This is a genomic window from Pseudomonas anuradhapurensis (genome assembly GCF_014269225.2).
GTDB classification, from domain to species: domain Bacteria; phylum Pseudomonadota; class Gammaproteobacteria; order Pseudomonadales; family Pseudomonadaceae; genus Aquipseudomonas; species Aquipseudomonas anuradhapurensis.
Genome location: NZ_CP077097.1, coordinates 5,189,155 through 5,207,261 on the forward strand (window position 1 = coordinate 5,189,155; position 18,107 = coordinate 5,207,261).

Here is an 18,107-nt window from a genome sequence, read left to right on the forward strand (position 1 = left end):
CTTCCGGCATTCTCCGTGTAGGAAATGTTCACGTCGAGACACATTTGGACACTTTCACGAATGCGCGCGAAGGGGTAGGCTGCGCGTTCATTTCGCCAGCACCTCAGAAAATGCTTCAACAATTCCTGCAGGATTTCGGCTACTTCGCCCTTTTTCTAGGCACCTTCTTTGAAGGCGAGACCATTCTGGTGCTTGCGGGATTCCTTGCGTTCCGCGGCTACATGGACATCAACCTGGTGTGCCTGGTGGCGTTTTTCGGCAGCTATGCCGGCGATCAGCTGTGGTACTTCATGGGCCGTCGCCATGGGCGCAGGATACTGGCCCGCAAACCGCGCTGGCAGGCAATGGGCGACCGGGCGCTGGACCACATCCGCCGCCACCCCGACATCTGGGTGCTGAGTTTCCGCTTCGTCTATGGCCTGCGCACGGTCATGCCGGTGGCCATCGGCCTGTCGGGCTACCCGCCGCGCCGCTACCTGCTGCTGAACGGCCTGGGCGCGGCGATCTGGGCAGTGGCCCTGGGCGCCGCCGCGTACCACTTCGGCGCCATTCTCGAAGGCCTGCTGGGCAATGTGAAGCGCTACGAGCTATGGGTGCTGGGTGGCTTGCTGGCGCTGGGGGGCCTGCTATGGCTGCGCCGACGCTTCCGGACCTTGCGTGCGGAGCGCAAGGCGGCGGGCCAGGCCCAGGCCCCAGAAGCTGAGCAGGCAATAAGCCACGAGCACGAGCCAGGCCAACGGCACGACCACCGCTAGGCCCAGGGCGCCGGCCAGGTACAGCGCCGGCACAGTGGCCAGCAGCCGTACCAGCTCCAGGCGCGTGGCCCACGGCCGGTTCTCCAGCAGCGCGCCCAGCACGAACAAGCCAAACGCCATCAGCGCCCAGCCGAGCACCAGCGCGGCACCTGGCACACGCTCGGCCACGTCCATCAGATAGCTGCCCAACGCCACGTAAACCACGAACTGCGCCGCCACGTAGGCCTGCTGCGGGCGGCCCAGGGCCACCGCGAACTTGCGAAACCGCGCCAGGTCCTGCCTGGCCTGCGGATAGCGTGCGGCCACATCGGCCGGGCGCCAGCCCGTGGGCATGAACCAGATGCGCAGCTTGTCCCACACGCTGTCGGCACGCCGGGCGTCGTGCCAGAGCTGGGCATAGAACTGCAGGTTGGCCCACAGCGGGTTCCAGCTGGCCAGCGGCGTAGTCACCCCGAACACTACCGGCTCGGCCGGATCCTCCTCCTTGAAGGTGCCGAACAGACGGTCCCAGAGAATGAACACGCCGCCGTAGTTGCGATCCAAGTAAGCAGGATTTTGCGCATGGTGGACGCGATGGTTGGATGGCGTGATCAACACCCACTCGAGCCAGCCAAGCTTGGCGATATGCCGGGTATGTACCCAGAACTGATACAACAGGTTGAGCGACGCCACGGTGATGAACACCACTGGCGGCACCCCGACCAGCGCCAGCGGCAGGTAGAAGATCCAGGAAAAGATGAAACCGCTGCTGGTCTGGCGCAGTGCAGTGGTGAGGTTGTACTCCTCGCTCTGGTGATGCACCGAATGCGCAGCCCACAGCACGTTGCGCTCGTGCCCCAGACGGTGCAGCCAGTAGTAGCAGAAGTCGTACAGGACAAAGGCCAGCAACCACACCCACCAAGCCTGCGACGGCAGGCGCAGCAGCGCCAGGTGCTCGAAGGCGAAGGCATAGGTCAGCAGCCCCAGCCCTTTGGTCAGCAGCCCGGTGCTGGTCGACAGTGCGCCGGTGCTGAGGCTGTTGATCGAGTCGGCCAGGGTGAAGTTGCGCTGGCCACGCACACGGTCGGCTACCAGTTCCACGGCGATCAGCACGAAGAAGAACGGCACGGCCAGCAATATCAGGTCCATGGGCACGAACTCAGGCGTTATCCACCAAGATTAGGCCGCGCGTGCCAGAACCCCTATGGCGACATCTGCCAAACTAGAGGACATTTAGCGCCTCGACACTGGAGTAATAAGCATGACAAAAAAAGTAGCGGTGATTCTTTCCGGCTGTGGCGTCTACGACGGCGCCGAGATCCACGAAAGCGTGATCACCCTGCTGCGCCTCGACCAGCGCGGTGCGCAGGTGCAGTGCTTCGCGCCCAACATTGCGCAGCTGCACGTGATCAACCACCTGACCGGCGAGGAGATGCCCGAGTCGCGCAATGTACTGGTGGAGTCGGCACGTATCGCCCGCGGCCAGGTCAAGGACATTCGCGAAGCCAAGGCCGAGGACTTCGATGCGCTGATCGTGCCGGGCGGTTTCGGTGCGGCGAAGAACCTCTCCAACTTTGCCGTGGAAGGCGCCAACTGCAGCGTCAACCCGGACGTGCTGGCTCTGGCCGAAGCCTTCGCCAGCGCATGCAAGCCGGTTGGCCTGATCTGCATATCGCCGGCGCTGGCGGCGAAGATCTACGGGCCGGGTGTGGTCTGCACCATCGGTACCGACGCAGACACCGCGGCGGCCGTGGTGAAGATGGGCGGCACCCATGAACAATGCGATGTGCACGATATCGTCGAAGACACCCAGCGCAAACTGGTGACTACCCCGGCGTACATGGAGGCCAAGTCGATCAGTGAAGCGGCTGGCGGCATCTACAAGCTGGTGGATCGGGTGCTGGAGCTGGCGCACGGATAGGTTCTTGCTGGCGCGCCGGGTGTAGGCGCGGCCTTGCGTCGCGATCGGGCTGCAAGGCAGCCCCAGCGTTATCTGCGTTGCAGCTGCAATCGAGGGACTGCTACGCAGCCCGATCGCGACGCGAGGCCGCTCCTACACAGGGGCGCGTATGCTTCAGGCTTTCGAAAGCCGGGCTATGCTTCAGGCTTTCGAAAGCCGGGCAATGATCCGGTCCAGCGCATTGGCAAACGCCTGCTTCTCGCGCTCGCCATAAGGCGCCTGCCCTCCCCCCACCTGGCCCTGCTCGCGCAGTTCGGTGAACAGGTTGCGCGCCGCCAGCCGGTCACCCATGTTGCGCTCGTCGAACTCGCGCCCACGCGGGTCCAGCGCTGCCACGCCCTTTTTCACCAGGCGGTCGGCCAACGGTACGTCACTGCAGATCACCAGCTCGCCGGGCACGGCGTGCTCCACCAGGTAGTCGTCCGCCGCGTCCATGCCGCTGGGCACCACGATCAGGCGCACGATGGCGAACGCCGGCTTGGCCACAGCCTGGCCCGCGACCATGACCACTTCGAACTTGCGCTTGAGGGCGAACTTGACGACCAGATCCTTGGCCGCCTTGGGGCAGGCGTCGGCATCGATCCACACACGCATCGGGTAACCTCGTCATTAACTCAAGGCTCCCATCATGCCTCAACGGCAGGGAAAGCTGGAGCTTGCCGCCCACCCGTGCTGGCAAAATGGCGTCAATCTTTCAATTGGCGCTTATCCACCACCGATGCCTCAGGCTACACTCGCCACAGCTCCACTGGCCTGCCGAGTGCGCAATGAACCACCCTCACGAAATCCGCCCCGACCTGGACGAAGGCATAGACCGTAAGGTCCTGGCGACATTGCGTGCGCGGTTCCTGCGGCTTAACCAGGGCCGGCTGCAGCGGGCACTGGAAGGCCTGTCGACGCGCCAGCAACAGGTACTGACGCTGCTGCCGCTGCTGTTCCACGTGAACCATCCGCTGCTGCCAGGCTATGTTTCGGGCAGCACACCTGCCGGTGTATCAGGCTACGAACCAAGTGCCGAGCTGGTGCTCGAGGCCCAGCGCCTGGCCCGCTCGTTTACTTACAAGGCCCGCCACGGCAACCCGCCGCGCCCGATCCATGGCCTGTTCCTGATGGGCAGCCTGGGCTCGCTGGCGCAGGCCGAGCACAGCGACATGGACCTGTGGGTATGCCATGCCCCCGGCCTGGCCGACGAACTGCTGGGCGAACTGCGGCGCAAATGCCAACTGCTGGAGGCATGGGCAGCAAGCCTGGGTGCCGAGGCGCATTTCTTCCTGATCGACACGCAAGGTTTCGCCCAGGGCCAACGCGACGGCCAGCTCGGCTCCGACGATTGCGGTACGACCCAGCACTACCTACTGCTGGACGAGTTCTACCGCACCACCATCTGGCTGGCCGGGCGCACGCCGTTGTGGTGGCTGGTGCCGGTATACCAGGAACAGCACTACCACACCTACACCCAGACCCTGCTGTCCAAGCGCTTCATCCGCAGCCAGGACGCTCTCGACCTCGGCAGCCTGGCGAACATCCCGCCTGGTGAGTTCGTCGGGGCCGGCCTGTGGCAGTTGTTCAAAGGCATCGACTCGCCCTACAAGTCACTGCTCAAGCTGTTGCTGACCGAGGCCTATGCCAGCGAACATCCTACCGTGCGCTGCCTGAGCCTGGACTACAAGCAAGCCGTATTCGCCAACCAGCTCGACCTCGACGAGCTGGACCCCTACGTGATGGTCTATCGGCGCATAGAACACTACCTGCTGCAGCGTGGCGAGCGGGCCCGCCTGGAGTTGGTACGCCGCAGCCTGTACCTGAAGGTGAACAAGAAGCTCAGCGACCCGTCCCGGACCAATGGCTGGCAACGCCGGCTGCTGCAGCGCCTGACCGACGAATGGGGCTGGGACAGGCGCCAGCTGGCACTGCTGGACAGCCGCAGCCAGTGGAAAGTCCAGCAAGTCGCCGTGGAGCGCCGTGACCTGGTAGCCGAACTGAACCACAGCTACCGCTTTCTCAGCCAGTTCGCCCGCACCCAGAACGCCAGCAGCCGCGCCGACCAGCGCGACCTCAACGTGCTGGGCCGACGCCTGTACGCAGCGTTCGAGCGCCGCGCCGGCAAGGTCGAACTGATCAACCCCGGCATCGCCCCGGACCTCGCCGAAGGCACCCTGACGCTGGTCCAGGCGCCCAACCGCAAGGAGCCCGGCAGCCATCACTGGGGGCTGTACACCGGCAACCTGAGCACGCATGACGTGGAGCATTTCAGCCCGCTGAAACGCTGCCGCGAACTGATCGAATTGCTGGCCTGGGCGCACCGCAACGGGGTGATCGACAGCAGCACACGCCTGGCATTGCACCCCGGCGTCAGCGACCTCAGCGAAATCGAGCTGTTCAACCTGGTGGGCTGCCTGCAGCAGAGCATTCCCCTGCCCTTGCCGATCGTCAGCGAGGTGCGCCTGCTGCAGCCCAGCGTTGCCGACGAGGTACTGCTGCTGGTCAACGTCGCCATCGACCCGCTGCGTCACCACCGTGACCTGAACATCCTGATGACCACCGAGCGCACCGACTCGCTGAGCTATGCCGGGGTACGCGAAAACCTGGTGCTGACCCTGGACCAGGTCACCCTTAACAGCTGGAACGAGGTGCTGGTTCAGCGCTATGAGGGCGAACATGCGCTGGTGCGCTGCCTGCGCGACTTCCTCAACAGCCCGGTGCTGCACGGCCAGCGGCCACGGATACGGGTGCGCTGTTTCTGCCAGAGCCGCGCCCAGGCCATCGCCCAGCGCGTGGAAGAAGTCTTCGACACTGTGCAACTTCTGTTGGACCAGGGCCTTGAGCACCGCTACCTGCTGCAGGTTGCCCAGCATACGCATGTGCTCGAGCTGCTGGCCGGGCACGTCAGCCTGACGACCCTGGCCGAGCATGAGGCATTACTGGCGTACCTGGGCGAAGAGCGCAGCAGCTACAGCCCGCTGTACCTGGACGCCAACGCCCTGCTGGACCACGACCTGCGCCTGGTCCTGGAACAGGGCCAGCCAGCCTGCATCCAGGTGTTCTACCGCCTGCAGGGGAGCTGGGCCGAACTGTATGTGCTGGATGAATACAATGCCTTGTGGCAACAACGCCTGCCGCTGCATGACGAAGCGCACCTGCTGCTGCCGCTGCAGCGTTTCCTACGTTCGGTAGTGATGCGCCGCGATGCCCGACTGCCGATGGACACCCTGCGGCCGGCGTCGCTGGATATCCATTACGCACAACTGCTGCCTTCCGGCCCAGGCAAGGCGCGCAGCAGCGAGCCACGCCCGGTCCCCTTCGAAGGCAACGACCAGCCCTACTACGAGGTGCAGGCCATTATCCAGGCAGGCGTGGCGGGTGCTGCGCATGTGACGCTGTACTGCGACCAGCAGGAGTTTTCCGAGCTGGAGCATGGCGAGCAGCTGTATGCGGTGGTTGCCAGCCAGATCATTGGGCAGCGGCGCGGTGACAGGCACTACCGGTGCTACATCACTGACCTGGACTTGTCCGAGCTGCTGGATGACCAACTGGGGTCGACGCAGCTGTACCTGCGCTACAAGCGGGAGCTGGAGCAGGCGTTGAACGAGGGGTTGGAACAGGTATTCAGTGAATGACCGGGGCTGCCTTGCAGCCCCAAGGGTCTCAAAGGTCGAAATCGCCCGCCGCTTCCGGCTGGTACTCGACTTCCAGCAGCTTCAGCTTGAGGGTCTTGCCCCCCGGTGCCGGCCAGTCGATCTGCTCGCCCACCGACAACCCCAGCAAGGCGCAGCCAATCGGCGCAAGAATCGAGACCGTGCCTTCAGGCCCCGCATCCTTCGGGTACACCAGGGTCAGGTGGTAGTCCTTGCCACTGGCTTCCTCGCGGCAGTGCACGCGTGAATTCATGGTCACCACGCCAGCTGGCACTTCCTCATGGCCGACCACCTGTTCGGCGCGGTCCAGCTCGCCCATCAAGGCAAGCACACCCGGCGTATTCTCGTCGAGGCTGTCGATCAGACGCTCCAGACGTTGTACGTCCAATCGGGTGAGGATGAGGGAAGGCTTGGTGCTCATGATCCAGTCAGACTCCTTTGAACAGGCGGTTTTCATTGTGCAGATAAAGCAAAACCCCGCCCAAGGGCGGGGTTTGTAATGGCGTTGCGTCAGCGACGCAGAACCCGACACTACCACAGCCGGGCAAATACTCAAGCCCCTGCGATCAGTGTGCCTTAGCCTGGTCGCGCAGGGCCTGGGCTTCGCGGCAGATCTGTCGGCGCCGCTGGTCATCGGCTGAACGCCATTCGCGGATGTGCTCGACATGCCGGTGGCAGCCCGTGCAGATACGCTGCGCGTCCAACCGACACACGCTGATGCACGGCGACGGTACGGCGGGGCTGACATTGCTGTAGAGCGGCTTGGGCGGCCGGGCCTGGGTGTCGCTCATGTCAGATCTCGTCGAAGTCCAGCTTTTCGCCGGCCCGTTCCCAGACGATGCGCTCGAGCATTTCGCCGAGCAGCTCCTCGCTCTTCTCGCACACCCACTTGCCGCTGTCCTCGTCGTAGTCGAAGTGGAAACCACCGGAACGGTCGGCCAGCCACAGCTGGCGCAGCGGCTCCTGGCGGCTGAAGATCAGCGTGCTGCCGTTGTCGAACTTGATGGTCAGGACGCCAGCGGAGTTCTCCATGTCCAGGTCCAGGCCGCTCTCGTCGAACAGGTCTTCCAGGGCCTGCTGGGTAGTGTCGACCAGATCATGGAAACGCGCTTCACTCAAACTCATTGCAGGAACCTCGAAATTGGCTGCGTTACTGGCATGCCGGGCAAGATACGGGCGCTTGCCGCCGAATGCAAAGTTTTAGCCGTTGCCTGCACCGGCACGAACTCGAGGCCAGCGCATTGCCTGTGGGTTTGGGAAAGGGCCGTTGCAAGCACCAAGGATAGCCCGCCCGGCGGCCCTGCCCTTGCATAGGCAAGCCGTCGGTCGCTCGGTATACTCGGCGCAATACTGCATATTTCTAAGGATTTCACCCATGAAGCGCCTGATTTCCTCCCTCGCGGCGCTGGTCGCTGTTGCCTGCCTCGTTTCGGCCTGCGGTCAGAAAGGCCCGCTGTACCTGCCTGAAGACGGCAAGGACGGCAAGGCCAACCACAAGTCGCACCAGTACCAGCCAAAAGCGCAGCCGGCCCCGACGCAAGAGCAGCAGCCCGAGCTGCAACCCGAGCCCGAGCAGGCGCCAGCGCAGTAAGGAAACCAGATGAACGCTTTCAACTACCGCGGCGGCGAGCTGTGCGCGGAGGGCGTGGGCCTGTCGGCCATCGCCGAACGTTACGGCACCCCCACCTACGTGTATTCGCGCGCCCACATCGAAGCCCAGTACCGCAGCTACACCGATGCCCTGCAAGGCACCGAGCACCTGGTGTGCTTCGCGGTCAAGGCCAACTCCAACCTGGGCGTGCTGAACGTACTGGCACGCCTGGGCGCCGGTTTCGATATCGTCTCCGGCGGTGAGCTGGAGCGCGTATTGGCCGCTGGCGGCCGCGCCGACCGCGTGGTGTTCTCCGGCGTTGGCAAAACCCGCGAGGACATGCGCCGTGCCCTCGAAGTCGGCGTGCACTGCTTCAACGTCGAGTCCACCGACGAGCTGGAACGCCTGCAAGTGGTGGCGGCCGAAATGGGCAAGGTTGCCCCGGTCTCGCTACGGGTCAACCCGGACGTCGACGCTGGCACCCACCCGTACATTTCCACTGGCCTCAAGGAGAACAAGTTTGGCATCGCCATCACCGACGCCGAGGCCATCTACGTGCGCGCCGCACAGTTGCCGAACCTGGAAGTGGTCGGGGTCGACTGCCACATCGGTTCGCAGCTGACCAGCGTCGAGCCTTTCCTTGACGCCCTCGACCGCCTGCTGGTGCTGGTCGACCGCCTGGCCGAATGTGGCATCCACCTGCGCCACCTGGACCTGGGCGGCGGTGTCGGTGTGCGCTATCGCGATGAACAGCCGCCCCTGGTGGCCGACTACATCAAGGCCATCCGCCAGCGCATCGGCGACCGCGACCTGGCCCTGGTGTTCGAGCCGGGTCGCTACATCGTGGCCAATGCCGGCGTTCTGCTGACCCGTGTGGAATACCTCAAGCACACCGAACACAAGGACTTCGCCATCGTCGATGCGGCGATGAACGACCTGATCCGCCCGGCCCTGTACCAGGCCTGGATGGGCGTCAGCGCGGTCACCCCGCGTGCAGGCCAAGGCCGTGCCTACGACCTGGTCGGGCCGATCTGCGAGACCGGTGACTTCCTCGCCAAGGACCGTGTGCTGAACCTGGCCGAAGGCGATCTGCTGGCTGTTCAGTCCGCGGGCGCCTATGGTTTTGTCATGAGCTCCAACTACAACACCCGCGGCCGTTGCGCTGAAATCCTGGTCGACGGCGACCAGGCCTTCGAAGTACGCCGCCGCGAGACCATCGCCGAATTGTACGCTGGCGAAAGCCTGCTGCCGGAGTAAGCCCATGCTGCTGCGTTTTACCAAGATGCATGGGCTGGGCAATGACTTCATGGTCCTCGACCTGGTCAGCCAGCACGCGCACATCCAGCCCAAGCACGCCAAACAGTGGGGCGACCGCCACACCGGCATCGGCTTCGACCAGTTGCTGATCGTCGAGGCACCGAACAACCCGGAAGTGGACTTCCGCTACCGCATCTTCAACGCCGACGGCTCGGAAGTCGAGCAGTGCGGCAACGGTGCGCGCTGCTTCGCCCGCTTCGTGCTGGACAAGCGCCTGACCGCGAAGAAGCGCATTCGCGTGGAAACCAAGAGCGGCATCATCGAACTGGACGTGCAGAACGACGGCCAGGTCAGTGTCGACATGGGCCCGCCACGCTTCAGCCCTGCGGACATTCCCTTCGTCGCCGACGAGCAGGCGCTGAGCTACCCGCTGGAAGTCGACGGCCAGGTGTATCCGATTGCCGCCCTGTCCATGGGTAACCCGCATGCCGTGCTGCGGGTCGACGACGTGCGTAGCGCCCCTGTGCACCAGCTGGGGCCGAAAATCGAAAACCACCCACGCTTCCCGCAGCGGGTGAATGCCGGCTTCCTCCAGATCGTCGACCGTCACCGCGCCAACCTGCGCGTGTGGGAGCGCGGTGCGGGCGAAACCCAGGCCTGCGGCACCGGCGCCTGCGCCGCTGCCGTCGCGGCGATCAGCCAGGGCTGGATGGATTCCCCGGTGTCCCTCGACCTGCCCGGTGGCCGCCTGCACATCGAATGGGCCGGCCCCGGCAAACCGGTGCTGATGACTGGCCCGGCCGTACGCGTCTACGAAGGACAGGTTCGTCTCTAAGCGAGTAACCGCCATGACCGATCAGCCCAAGGTTGTACCCAAGCAGTCCGCCGAGCTCGATGCCGATGCGGTTGTCGCGTACCTGCGCGCACACCCCACCTTCTTCGCCGAGCACGATGAATTGCTGCTCGAGCAGCGCATCCCGCACCAACGCGGCGACAGCGTGTCGCTGGTGGAACGCCAGCTCAAGCTGCTGCGCGATCGCAACATCGAAATGCGCCACCGCCTTTCGCAGTTGATGGACGTGGCCCGTGACAATGACCGGCTGTTCGACAAGACCCGTCGGCTGATCCTCGACCTGCTCGATGCCGGCAGCCTGGAGGAAGTGGTAATGGCGGTCGAAGACAGCCTGCGCCAGGAATTCCAGGTGCCCTTCGTCAGCCTGATCCTGTTCGGCGATAACGTTGCGCCGGTCGGGCGCTGGGTCAGCAACGCCGAAGCGCAGCAGGCCATCGGCGCCCTGCTGGGCGGCGGCAAGACCGTCAGCGGCAACCTGCGCGAGCACGAGCTGGCCTTCCTGTTTGGCGAAGAACAGCGCCGAGAAGTGGGCTCCAGCGCCGTGGCTGCCCTGGAATATCAAGGCTTGCACGGGGTGCTGGCGATCGGCAGCCGCGACCCGCAGCACTACAAGAGCAGCGTCGGCACCCTGTTCCTCGGCTATATCGCCGAAGTGCTTGGCCGCGTTGTGCCGCGCGTAACCCAGCCGCTACGCCCGGTACGCTGATGGAACGCCAGCTGGAGGCTTATTGCGCACACCTGCGCAACGAGCGCCAGGTGTCCGAGCATACCCTGCTGGGCTACCGTCGCGACCTCGACAAGGTCGTTGCCTACTGCAAGGAACATGGCATTGCCGGCTGGCCGGCGCTGCAGATCCAGCAACTGCGCCAGCTGATCGCCCGCCAGCACCACCATGGCCAGTCCTCGCGCAGCCTGGCGCGGCTGCTGTCGGCAGTACGCGGCCTGTACCGCTATCTCAATCGCGAGGGCTTGTGCCAGCACGACCCGGCCAGCGGCCTGAGCCCGCCCAAGGGTGAACGCCGGTTGCCCAAGGTCCTGGACACCGACCGCGCTCTGCAACTGCTGGATGGTGGCGTCGACGACGATTTCATCGCCCGCCGTGACCAGGCCATGCTCGAACTGTTCTATTCGTCGGGCCTGCGCCTGTCCGAGCTGACCAACCTCGACCTCGACCACCTCGACCTCGCCGCCGGCCTGGTGCAGGTGCTGGGCAAGGGCAGCAAGACGCGCGTATTGCCAGTAGGTCGCAAGGCCCGCGAAGCGCTGCAAGCCTGGTACCGCCTGCGCGGCATCGGCAACCCACGCGACCGCGCGGTGTTCATCACCCGCCAGGGCAACCGCATCAGCCCAAGGGCAGTCCAGCAGCGGGTGAAGGCGGCTGGCGAGCGCGAGCTGGGCCAGCACCTGCACCCGCACATGCTTCGCCATTCCTTCGCCAGCCATGTGCTGGAATCGTCCCAGGACCTGCGCGCGGTGCAGGAGATGCTCGGCCATGCCGACATCGGCACCACACAGATCTACACCCACCTGGACTTCCAGCACCTGGCCGCGGTGTACGACAGCGCCCACCCTCGGGCCAAACGCAGCAAAGGCACAGACTCATGAGCATCAAGCTGATCACCTTCGACCTCGACGATACCCTGTGGGACACCGCGCCGGTGATTGCCAGCGCAGAAGTGGTGCTGCGCGACTGGCTCGAAGCCAATGCCCCGATCCTCGGTGGCGTGCCGGTGGAACACCTGTTCGCCATCCGCGAGCGCCTGGTGCAGGCCGAGCCTGGCCTCAAGCACCGTATCAGCGCCCTGCGCCGACGGGTGCTGTTCCATGCCCTGGAAGAGGTTGGCTACAGCGAGAAGCAGGCGCAGGCGCTGGCCAACGAAGGTTTCGAAGTGTTCCTGCATGCCCGCCACCAGGTCGAGATCTTCCCGGAAGTGCAGCCGGTGCTGGAAATCCTGCGCCACCACTACACCCTGGGTGTAGTAACCAACGGTAATGCCGACGTGAGCCGGCTGGGCCTGGCCGATTATTTCCGCTTTGCCCTGTGTGCCGAAGACCTCGGCATCGGCAAGCCCGACCCGGCGCCATTCCTGGAGGCGCTGCGCCGCGGTGAAGTGGAAGCCAGTGCCGCCGTGCACATTGGCGATCACCCCGGCGACGACATCGCCGGCGCCCAGCGCGCCGGGCTGCGGGCGGTGTGGTTCAACCCGCAGGGCAAGGCCTGGATCGGCGATCAGGCGCCCGATGCCGAGATCCAGCGCCTGTCGCAGCTACCCGACGTGCTCGCGCGCTGGCGCTGACAGACTCCCCTCCTGCCCCTCGCGAACCCCTGTAGGAGCGGCCTTGTGTCGCGAAAGGGCCGCAAAGCGGCCCCATCAATTCATGCAGCGAAGCTGAAACCTTGGGGGCGCTGCGCCCCCCTATCGCGACACAAGGCCGCTCCTACAGGGGCCAAAGAACAGGCTGTGAAACTGGCACAAAAAAGCCCGCAGCGACGGCGGGCTTCTTGACGATCAGCCACTCAGATAGGGCGGCTGCCGTACTTGTTGTCCGGCTTCTTGGGTGGGTCGGCGACCACGTTGGCCTCGACCTCCTGAACCTTGCCACCGCGAGCGAGGAACTCTTCCATGGCCTTGGCCAGGGCATCACGTTCCTTCTGCTTGGCTTCCATGCTCGGCATCTCGTCTACCGAGACGGCCGCCTTGGATTTGCCCTTGGCAGTGGGTGCCGGGCTGCTGTCATCATCGCCGGCATCTTCGGCGACATCATCAGCCGCAGCTTCAAGGCCATCATCAGCCTCGTCTTCGTCGCCTACTTCGAGGTCATCATTTTCCAGATCGTCGTCGCTCATGTTCTACCTCATGACTTGCGAAAAGCAGGTTAGTTATAGACCAGTGCAGCCGTAGACCGGCAGCCACCAGTGAAAATTCAACTGGCCGTGGTAAGGCCACTGCCCTAGGGTCGGCGCTCCTGATGGGAGGCGGTACCCAGCAGACCCTGCTCCTGGCAGGACCTGACAAATCCATAAGCCCCTGCTGGCCACTCGCTATTGGCAAGCCTAGCAAAGGCTGGCGAAGCGTGCGGACAACTGTCAAACACCCTTCGGCGCGCATTCTAGCGCGCCAGAAGAAAAAGCAAAGCACCCTGAACGCTCTACGTTTTGTAAGTTTTATGCCCACGTCGCAAACGTAGCGAATAAACCGTTTGCCGTACGCGAAATGCTAAAAATCTGGCAAAAAAAATGCCCGGCAAGCCGGGCAAGTTTTTTACCGCGCCGCGGTTACAGGTTGTAGCCGCGTTCGTTGTGCTGAGCCAGGTCGAGGCCGACCGACTCTTCTTCTTCGTTGACCCGCAGGCCCATCACCACATCCAGCACCTTGAGGATCACGTAGGTGACGATGGCGGTGTACAGCACGGTCAGGATCACGCCTTTGGCCTGGATCCAGACCTGCATGCCGATGTCGGTCACGGTACCGAAGCCACCCAGTGCCGGGGCCGCGAACACGCCGGTGAGGATGGCGCCGACGATACCGCCGATGCCGTGTACGCCGAAGGCATCCAGCGAGTCGTCATAGCCCAGCTTGCGTTTCAGGCTGGTGGCGCAGAAGTAGCAGATCACACCTGCGGCCAGGCCGATCACCAAGGCGCCCATCGGGCCCACGGTACCGGCAGCCGGGGTAATCGCGACCAGGCCGGCGACCACGCCCGAAGCGATACCCAGGGCGCTCGGTTTGCCGTGGCCAACCCACTCGGCGAACATCCAGCTCAGTGCGGCAGCGGCAGTCGCGATCTGGGTCACCAGCATGGCCATGCCGGCGGTACCGTTGGCGGCAGCGGCCGAACCTGCGTTGAAGCCGAACCAGCCGACCCACAGCATGGCCGCGCCCACCAGGGTGTAGCCCAGGTTGTGCGGGGCCATCGGGGTGGTCGGGTAGCCCTTGCGCTTGCCCAGCACCAGGCAGCAGACCAGGCCAGCGACACCGGCGTTGATGTGCACCACGGTGCCGCCAGCGAAGTCCAGTACGCCCCAGTCCCACATCAGGGCACCGTCACCGCTCCAGACCATGTGGGCGATCGGCGCGTAGACCAGGGTGAACCAGATACCCATGAATACCAGCATCGCGGAGAACTTCATGCGCTCGGCGAAGGCACCGACGATCAGCGCCGGGGTGATGATGGCGAAGGTCATCTGGAAGGTGATGAACACCGCCTCGGGGAACAGCGCGGTGGCCGAGGTCAGGTTCCCGGGCGTGACGCCGCTGAGGAACGCCTTGGAGAAGCCACCGACGAAGGAATTGAAGTTGAGCACGCCCTTTTCCATACCGCTGGTATCGAAGGCCATGCTGTAGCCGTAGATGACCCAGAGAATGCTCATCAGGCCAGTGATGGCAAAGCACTGCATCATCACCGACAGCACGTTCTTGGAACGCACCATGCCGCCATAGAACAAGGCCAGGCCTGGAATGGTCATGAACAGCACCAGCGCCGTTGCGGTCAGCATCCAGGCGGTGTCGCCGGAGTTCAGCGCTGGGGCAGCTTCCTCTGCCAGGGCAAGCCCGGGCATTACGAGGGACAATAGGGCTCCTAGCCCTGCGATCTTACGCAGAGTCATGTTGTTTTCTCCTGGGGCGTTGGGTTTGGTGAGGCTTTTTTTGCTGCTTAGATCGCGTCGGTATCGGTTTCGCCGGTACGGATTCGGATCGCCTGCTCCAGATTCACCACGAAAATCTTGCCGTCACCGATCTTGCCGGTGTTGGCTGCCTTGGTGATGGCTTCGATTACCCGATCAAGGTCCTTGTCATCGATGGCGACATCGATCTTCACCTTGGGCAGGAAATCGACCACATATTCAGCACCGCGATACAGCTCGGTGTGGCCTTTCTGCCGACCGAAGCCTTTGACTTCGGTGACGGTGATGCCCTGCACGCCGATTTCCGACAACGACTCGCGCACGTCGTCCAGCTTGAACGGCTTGATGATGGCTGTGACTAGCTTCATGAAACTCTCTCCCGATTTGGTGGACTTGCCCCAGGAAAACAAACCCGTCTCAAGTCTAAGCGCAGCAGTTGGCTTTGTAACGCGTCGTCGGCATCCGGCTCCGCATGCGCACTGCCTGGTCACAAAGAACCGCATCAGTGCATGGCTCGTAGTGGTCTTTGCAGAAACCTTGCCAGTTCTACCAAGCCACGAGAAAACAGCGGCTTATGGGAACAAGTGGGGATTGGCCAGTCGCCAGCACCGGAAACATGCACAAATTCGGTGCGTAGCGGTTCGCCGCCTTGCTCGAAAAATGTGCAACTGCGCGTTCCTGCAGCACTGGCCAACGTCCACTCAAAGGCCCGGTTTGTGCGTGTTACACTGCCGGCCATTTCCCAGTATCAGTGGACAGCCGAACCATGCTCGCGCCCAAAGCCCTCCTCGACGCCCTGAGCGACCAGGCCTCGCGCCTGTTCAGCAGCGATACCGCCCAGCCCCGTGCCGAACTGGAAAGCCAGTTCAAGGTGCTGATGCAAGGTGCCTTCAGCAAGCTGGACCTGGTCAGCCGCGATGAATTCGACAGCCAGATGGTCGTGCTGGCGCGCACCCGTGCCCGCCTCGAAGCCCTGGAACAACAAGTAGCCGAGCTGGAAGCACGGCTGAACCCGAACCCACAGGACAACTGAATGCAGCCCTCCAGCGCATACCCGGTACTGCTGTTCTCCTACGGCACCTTGCAGGACAAGGCCGTGCAACTGGCCAATTTCGGCCGCGAGCTGACTGGCCAGGCCGACCGGATGCCTGGCTACCGGCAGGACTGGGTCGAAATTACCGACCCGGCCGTGCTGGCGACCAGCGGCAAGACCCACCACCCCATCGTGTCCCCCAGCAGCCAGGCCGACGACAGCGTCGCCGGCATGGTCTTCCAGATCAGCGAAGAAGAGCTGGCGGCTGCCGACCGCTATGAAGTCGCTGACTACAAGCGCATCGCCGTCACCCTCGCCTCGGGCCTGACTGCCTGGGTCTACGTGCGCGCCTGAACCCCTCCAGGCTGCACCGTTCACACGGGCGGCAGCTCGCTGGCGTGCAGGGTGCCGCGGAACAAGGCCGCACCGCACTGGGTGAACAAGGTCTTCACCCGGTTGCGTGAATTGAGGATCTCGGCCTGGATTTCGCCGATGGCCGAATCCCCCGGCTGCAAGGTGGCGGCCCGGTTCACCCATTCGATGGCGGCAAAACGGCTTTGTTTGCGGGTACCGCGCCCCTGCATCCAGGCCAGCCCCAGCTCGGCGCTGGCGCGCCCGGCAATCCATGGGTCGGGGTGCTCGACCAGGCTCAGCAGGTAGGCGACCGCCTCGGCCCGCTCCTGCGGCTCGCCAAACTGACGCAACAAGATCCCCAGGTGCAAACGCGCTTGTGCATTGGTCTGCGCGTTGCCCAGCGCGTCGACCAGCAAATGCCGGACCGCCAGCATGGCATCGCGATCGTTGAGGTCTTCATCGCCCTCCATGCGCAGACGGGCCAGTTCGTACTTGGCGTGCCGGCTGCCCGCCTCCACGGCGCGCTGCAGCCAGTGCCGGGCCGCCTCGTCATCCAGGTATTGCTCAGGGGTGTCGCCCAGCTCGCCGTGATACAAGCCGTACAGTGCAAGGGCCGCCCCCGGCAGGTTCAGCTCGGCAAAACGTTCGTACAGATAGCAGGCCACTTCATGCCGGTTACCTGCCCACAGCAGTCGTGCCGCGTCGAGCACTCCGAAACCCGGCGCCCGGCCCGCACGCTGGCGCTTTACCGCAATCTGTACCCAGGCTTTGGCCTGTTCGTCGGAACGTGTCAAGCCCCACAGGCCGAAGCGGTGCCCGGCGGCACGCAATGCGCAGGCGGCTGCATGCGAGCGGCCCTCGCACAGCTGCTCGATGGCACTGCGTAACAGCTGCTTTTCATCGGTCATGCCGTTCAGCAGTATGAGTTCGACCAGACAGCGAAAAGGCGCTCCCATGGCCGGAATGGCCGCAAGATCAGCCTGGCACGCCAGGCTCGCGGCGATGTCACGCATGCCGCCAGAAGGGTCTTGCAACACCAGGCTGTACAACGCCCCGCGCCAGCCCAGCAGGACGGCACGCTCCCTGGGCCTCAGCGGGCGCTGCGACCAGGCTTCGAACAGCTGCTGCCACTCGGCAATGGCTTGCAATTGGTCAGCATGGGGCAGCGTCAGCCGCTCTTCGACAGGCATCCAGCGCAGCGCATTACGCATGGTCTCGTCCCACGCTTCGCACAGCGGACCATTGGCCAGCAACTCGATCGCATCCGGGCTGGTACCCGGTCGAGGCTGCAGGTAAATAGCCAAGGCCTGAACCGCCTCGAAGCAACCGGGGCGCGCAGCCAGGGCATGGCGCAACCAGTAATAGCGAGGGTCCTGGCTTTCGCGCTCGGCTCGCCAGCCCAGGCATGCTGGCAATGCCTGCGGCAGTTCGGCCAATGGCTGCAACCCGTGCCTCACCAGAATCGGGGCCACGGCCTCTTGCACTTCCACATCAGCGTGAGCGCTGGGCCGGTAGCGCGCCGGCTGCCCTTGGAACAGTTCGGCCAGCCAGCCCGGCTCACGAAACCGGGCACAGACATGCAGCATGCCAATGGCTGCCGCCACGGGCTGGGTGGAGCGGCCCATGGCCCGTAGCAGGTGCGCGGTCGCGGTTTCGCAGATCTGCTCGACGGCCAGCGCACGCGCCGCGTTGTGCCTGCCACTTTCCTGCACCTGGCAAGCCCGCTGGAAGCAGTGAAAGCCCATGACCACCTGGGGGTGATAAGCCTTGGGGCAGGCGTCGATCCACGCCTTGAGCACCTGGCTCAGGGCCTTGTCACCCTGGCAGTCCAGGTCGGTCAGCAGATGCCCTTCGACAGCTGCCAAATAGAGGGGAAATTCACCGGGCGGGGCTTGCCGCCATTGCCCTTCGAGGGTGTCGAAAAAGCGGTTGAGTTCAACGAATGCGTTGGCCTGCACCAGGTCGCGGATTACCTGTCGCGTGCGGGTTAGCGTTTGCACGAGAGCACCACCTCAAGTCCATTTGAAGGAAGCTGCGGTGCCATCCCATGGCAACCGCTGTTG

The 18,107-nt window shown here is 64.1% G+C and carries 18 protein-coding genes and 2 pseudogenes; 11 read left to right on the forward strand and 9 right to left on the reverse strand.

Annotation, left to right across the window (positions count from 1 at the left end):
- Positions 1–110: 110 nt before the first annotated feature.
- Positions 111–755 carry a DedA family protein gene (locus tag HU763_RS23660; protein WP_170033677.1) on the forward strand — a complete coding sequence of 215 codons (645 nt, stop codon included), beginning with the start codon at positions 111–113 and terminating at the stop codon, positions 753–755.
- A 501-nt stretch (positions 756–1,256) separates the two neighbouring features.
- Here HU763_RS23660 and HU763_RS24840 read toward each other — a convergent pair.
- Positions 1,257–1,883, reverse strand: a pseudogene (locus HU763_RS24840) (sterol desaturase family protein); the annotation flags it as partial.
- A gap of 112 nt (positions 1,884–1,995) precedes the next feature.
- On the opposite strand from HU763_RS24840, the gene elbB reads away from it, so the two are divergent.
- Positions 1,996–2,655 (forward strand): isoprenoid biosynthesis glyoxalase ElbB, encoded by a 660-nt coding sequence (gene elbB, locus HU763_RS23670; protein WP_186684106.1) that lies wholly within the window; start codon positions 1,996–1,998, stop codon positions 2,653–2,655.
- A 180-nt stretch (positions 2,656–2,835) separates the two neighbouring features.
- Here elbB and HU763_RS23675 read toward each other — a convergent pair whose 3' ends face one another.
- On the reverse strand, positions 2,836–3,288 hold the full coding sequence (locus HU763_RS23675) for a YaiI/YqxD family protein (RefSeq protein WP_170033681.1): 453 nt from the start codon (positions 3,286–3,288) through the stop codon (positions 2,836–2,838).
- A gap of 173 nt (positions 3,289–3,461) precedes the next feature.
- Between HU763_RS23675 and HU763_RS23680 the strand changes: the two genes are divergently transcribed.
- Complete coding sequence (locus HU763_RS23680) at positions 3,462–6,311, forward strand: class I adenylate cyclase (protein WP_186684105.1); 2,850 nt, start codon at positions 3,462–3,464, stop codon at positions 6,309–6,311.
- A gap of 28 nt (positions 6,312–6,339) precedes the next feature.
- On the opposite strand, the gene rnk is transcribed toward HU763_RS23680, so the two are convergent.
- The 3 genes from rnk to cyaY all read right to left on the reverse strand — a co-directional run bounded on the left by rnk (position 6,340) and on the right by cyaY (position 7,454).
- Positions 6,340–6,750: a nucleoside diphosphate kinase regulator gene (gene rnk / locus HU763_RS23685; protein WP_186684104.1), complete on the reverse strand. Its 411-nt coding sequence runs from the start codon at positions 6,748–6,750 to the stop codon at positions 6,340–6,342.
- A gap of 145 nt (positions 6,751–6,895) precedes the next feature.
- Complete coding sequence (locus HU763_RS23690; protein WP_186684102.1) at positions 6,896–7,120, reverse strand: DUF1289 domain-containing protein; 225 nt, start codon at positions 7,118–7,120, stop codon at positions 6,896–6,898.
- 1 nt (position 7,121) lies between these two features.
- Positions 7,122–7,454 carry an iron donor protein CyaY gene (gene cyaY / locus HU763_RS23695; protein WP_186684100.1) on the reverse strand — a complete coding sequence of 111 codons (333 nt, stop codon included), beginning with the start codon at positions 7,452–7,454 and terminating at the stop codon, positions 7,122–7,124.
- A 250-nt stretch (positions 7,455–7,704) separates the two neighbouring features.
- Between cyaY and lptM the strand changes: the two genes are divergently transcribed.
- From lptM to HU763_RS23725, 6 genes are read left to right on the forward strand one after another with little or no spacing between them, the layout of a single operon-like run.
- On the forward strand, positions 7,705–7,920 hold the full coding sequence (lptM, locus tag HU763_RS23700; protein WP_186684098.1) for an LPS translocon maturation chaperone LptM: 216 nt from the start codon (positions 7,705–7,707) through the stop codon (positions 7,918–7,920).
- 9 nt (positions 7,921–7,929) lie between these two features.
- Positions 7,930–9,177, forward strand: coding sequence for a diaminopimelate decarboxylase (gene lysA, locus HU763_RS23705; RefSeq protein WP_186684096.1), 1,248 nt, complete (start codon positions 7,930–7,932; stop codon positions 9,175–9,177).
- A 4-nt stretch (positions 9,178–9,181) separates the two neighbouring features.
- Entirely contained in the window at positions 9,182–10,012 is an 831-nt protein-coding gene (dapF, locus tag HU763_RS23710; RefSeq protein WP_186684094.1) for a diaminopimelate epimerase, read from the forward strand.
- Positions 10,013–10,025: 13 nt separating this feature from the next.
- Positions 10,026–10,736, forward strand: a complete 711-nt coding sequence (locus HU763_RS23715) for a DUF484 family protein (protein ID WP_186684092.1) — start codon at positions 10,026–10,028, stop codon at positions 10,734–10,736.
- Positions 10,736–11,635, forward strand: a complete 900-nt coding sequence (xerC, locus tag HU763_RS23720; protein WP_186684091.1) for a tyrosine recombinase XerC — start codon at positions 10,736–10,738, stop codon at positions 11,633–11,635. Before HU763_RS23715 ends, xerC begins: the two co-directional genes overlap by 1 nt.
- Positions 11,632–12,327, forward strand: coding sequence for an HAD family hydrolase (locus HU763_RS23725; RefSeq protein ID WP_186684090.1), 696 nt, complete (start codon positions 11,632–11,634; stop codon positions 12,325–12,327). Before xerC ends, HU763_RS23725 begins: the two co-directional genes overlap by 4 nt.
- 221 nt (positions 12,328–12,548) lie before the next feature.
- Here HU763_RS23725 and sutA read toward each other — a convergent pair whose 3' ends face one another.
- The 3 genes from sutA to glnK all read right to left on the reverse strand — a co-directional run bounded on the left by sutA (position 12,549) and on the right by glnK (position 15,025).
- A complete protein-coding gene (sutA, locus tag HU763_RS23730; RefSeq protein WP_170033703.1) occupies positions 12,549–12,878 on the reverse strand; it encodes a transcriptional regulator SutA in 330 nt (109 codons plus the stop codon).
- Between the two features lie 429 nt (positions 12,879–13,307).
- A complete protein-coding gene (locus HU763_RS23735; RefSeq protein ID WP_170033705.1) occupies positions 13,308–14,639 on the reverse strand; it encodes an ammonium transporter in 1,332 nt (443 codons plus the stop codon).
- Positions 14,640–14,686: 47 nt separating this feature from the next.
- Complete coding sequence (gene glnK, locus HU763_RS23740) at positions 14,687–15,025, reverse strand: P-II family nitrogen regulator (RefSeq protein WP_002555808.1); 339 nt, start codon at positions 15,023–15,025, stop codon at positions 14,687–14,689.
- Between the two features lie 398 nt (positions 15,026–15,423).
- Between glnK and HU763_RS23745 the strand changes: the two genes are divergently transcribed.
- Positions 15,424–15,690, forward strand: a complete 267-nt coding sequence (locus HU763_RS23745) for an accessory factor UbiK family protein (RefSeq protein ID WP_186684089.1) — start codon at positions 15,424–15,426, stop codon at positions 15,688–15,690.
- Positions 15,691–16,044 (forward strand): gamma-glutamylcyclotransferase family protein, encoded by a 354-nt coding sequence (locus HU763_RS23750; RefSeq protein ID WP_186684088.1) that lies wholly within the window; start codon positions 15,691–15,693, stop codon positions 16,042–16,044. It begins immediately after the preceding gene.
- On the opposite strand, the pseudogene HU763_RS23755 reads toward HU763_RS23750, so the two are convergent.
- A pseudogene (locus tag HU763_RS23755) lies at positions 15,998–18,044 on the reverse strand (DUF4034 domain-containing protein). The gene HU763_RS23750 and the pseudogene HU763_RS23755 sit on opposite strands and share 47 nt — an antisense overlap.
- Positions 18,045–18,107: the final 63 nt, after the last annotated feature.

Bases quoted from the DNA above. Each gene is read 5' to 3' on its own strand.
- HU763_RS23745 (WP_186684089.1), top strand. From the start codon at position 15,424: ATGCTCGCGCCCAAAGCCCTCCTCGACGCCCTGAGCGACCAGGCCTCG.
- HU763_RS23680 (WP_186684105.1), top strand. From the start codon at position 3,462: ATGAACCACCCTCACGAAATCCGCCCCGACCTGGACGAAGGCATAGAC.
- HU763_RS23735 (WP_170033705.1), bottom strand. From the start codon at position 14,639: ATGACTCTGCGTAAGATCGCAGGGCTAGGAGCCCTATTGTCCCTCGTA.
- HU763_RS23750 (WP_186684088.1), top strand. From the start codon at position 15,691: ATGCAGCCCTCCAGCGCATACCCGGTACTGCTGTTCTCCTACGGCACC.
- cyaY (WP_186684100.1), bottom strand. From the start codon at position 7,454: ATGAGTTTGAGTGAAGCGCGTTTCCATGATCTGGTCGACACTACCCAG.
- dapF (WP_186684094.1), top strand. From the start codon at position 9,182: ATGCTGCTGCGTTTTACCAAGATGCATGGGCTGGGCAATGACTTCATG.
- HU763_RS23725 (WP_186684090.1), top strand. From the start codon at position 11,632: ATGAGCATCAAGCTGATCACCTTCGACCTCGACGATACCCTGTGGGAC.
- sutA (WP_170033703.1), bottom strand. From the start codon at position 12,878: ATGAGCGACGACGATCTGGAAAATGATGACCTCGAAGTAGGCGACGAA.
- elbB (WP_186684106.1), top strand. From the start codon at position 1,996: ATGACAAAAAAAGTAGCGGTGATTCTTTCCGGCTGTGGCGTCTACGAC.
- HU763_RS23660 (WP_170033677.1), top strand. From the start codon at position 111: ATGCTTCAACAATTCCTGCAGGATTTCGGCTACTTCGCCCTTTTTCTA.
- HU763_RS23690 (WP_186684102.1), bottom strand. From the start codon at position 7,120: ATGAGCGACACCCAGGCCCGGCCGCCCAAGCCGCTCTACAGCAATGTC.
- rnk (WP_186684104.1), bottom strand. From the start codon at position 6,750: ATGAGCACCAAGCCTTCCCTCATCCTCACCCGATTGGACGTACAACGT.
- lptM (WP_186684098.1), top strand. From the start codon at position 7,705: ATGAAGCGCCTGATTTCCTCCCTCGCGGCGCTGGTCGCTGTTGCCTGC.
- glnK (WP_002555808.1), bottom strand. From the start codon at position 15,025: ATGAAGCTAGTCACAGCCATCATCAAGCCGTTCAAGCTGGACGACGTG.
- HU763_RS23675 (WP_170033681.1), bottom strand. From the start codon at position 3,288: ATGCGTGTGTGGATCGATGCCGACGCCTGCCCCAAGGCGGCCAAGGAT.
- HU763_RS23715 (WP_186684092.1), top strand. From the start codon at position 10,026: ATGACCGATCAGCCCAAGGTTGTACCCAAGCAGTCCGCCGAGCTCGAT.
- lysA (WP_186684096.1), top strand. From the start codon at position 7,930: ATGAACGCTTTCAACTACCGCGGCGGCGAGCTGTGCGCGGAGGGCGTG.
- xerC (WP_186684091.1), top strand. From the start codon at position 10,736: ATGGAACGCCAGCTGGAGGCTTATTGCGCACACCTGCGCAACGAGCGC.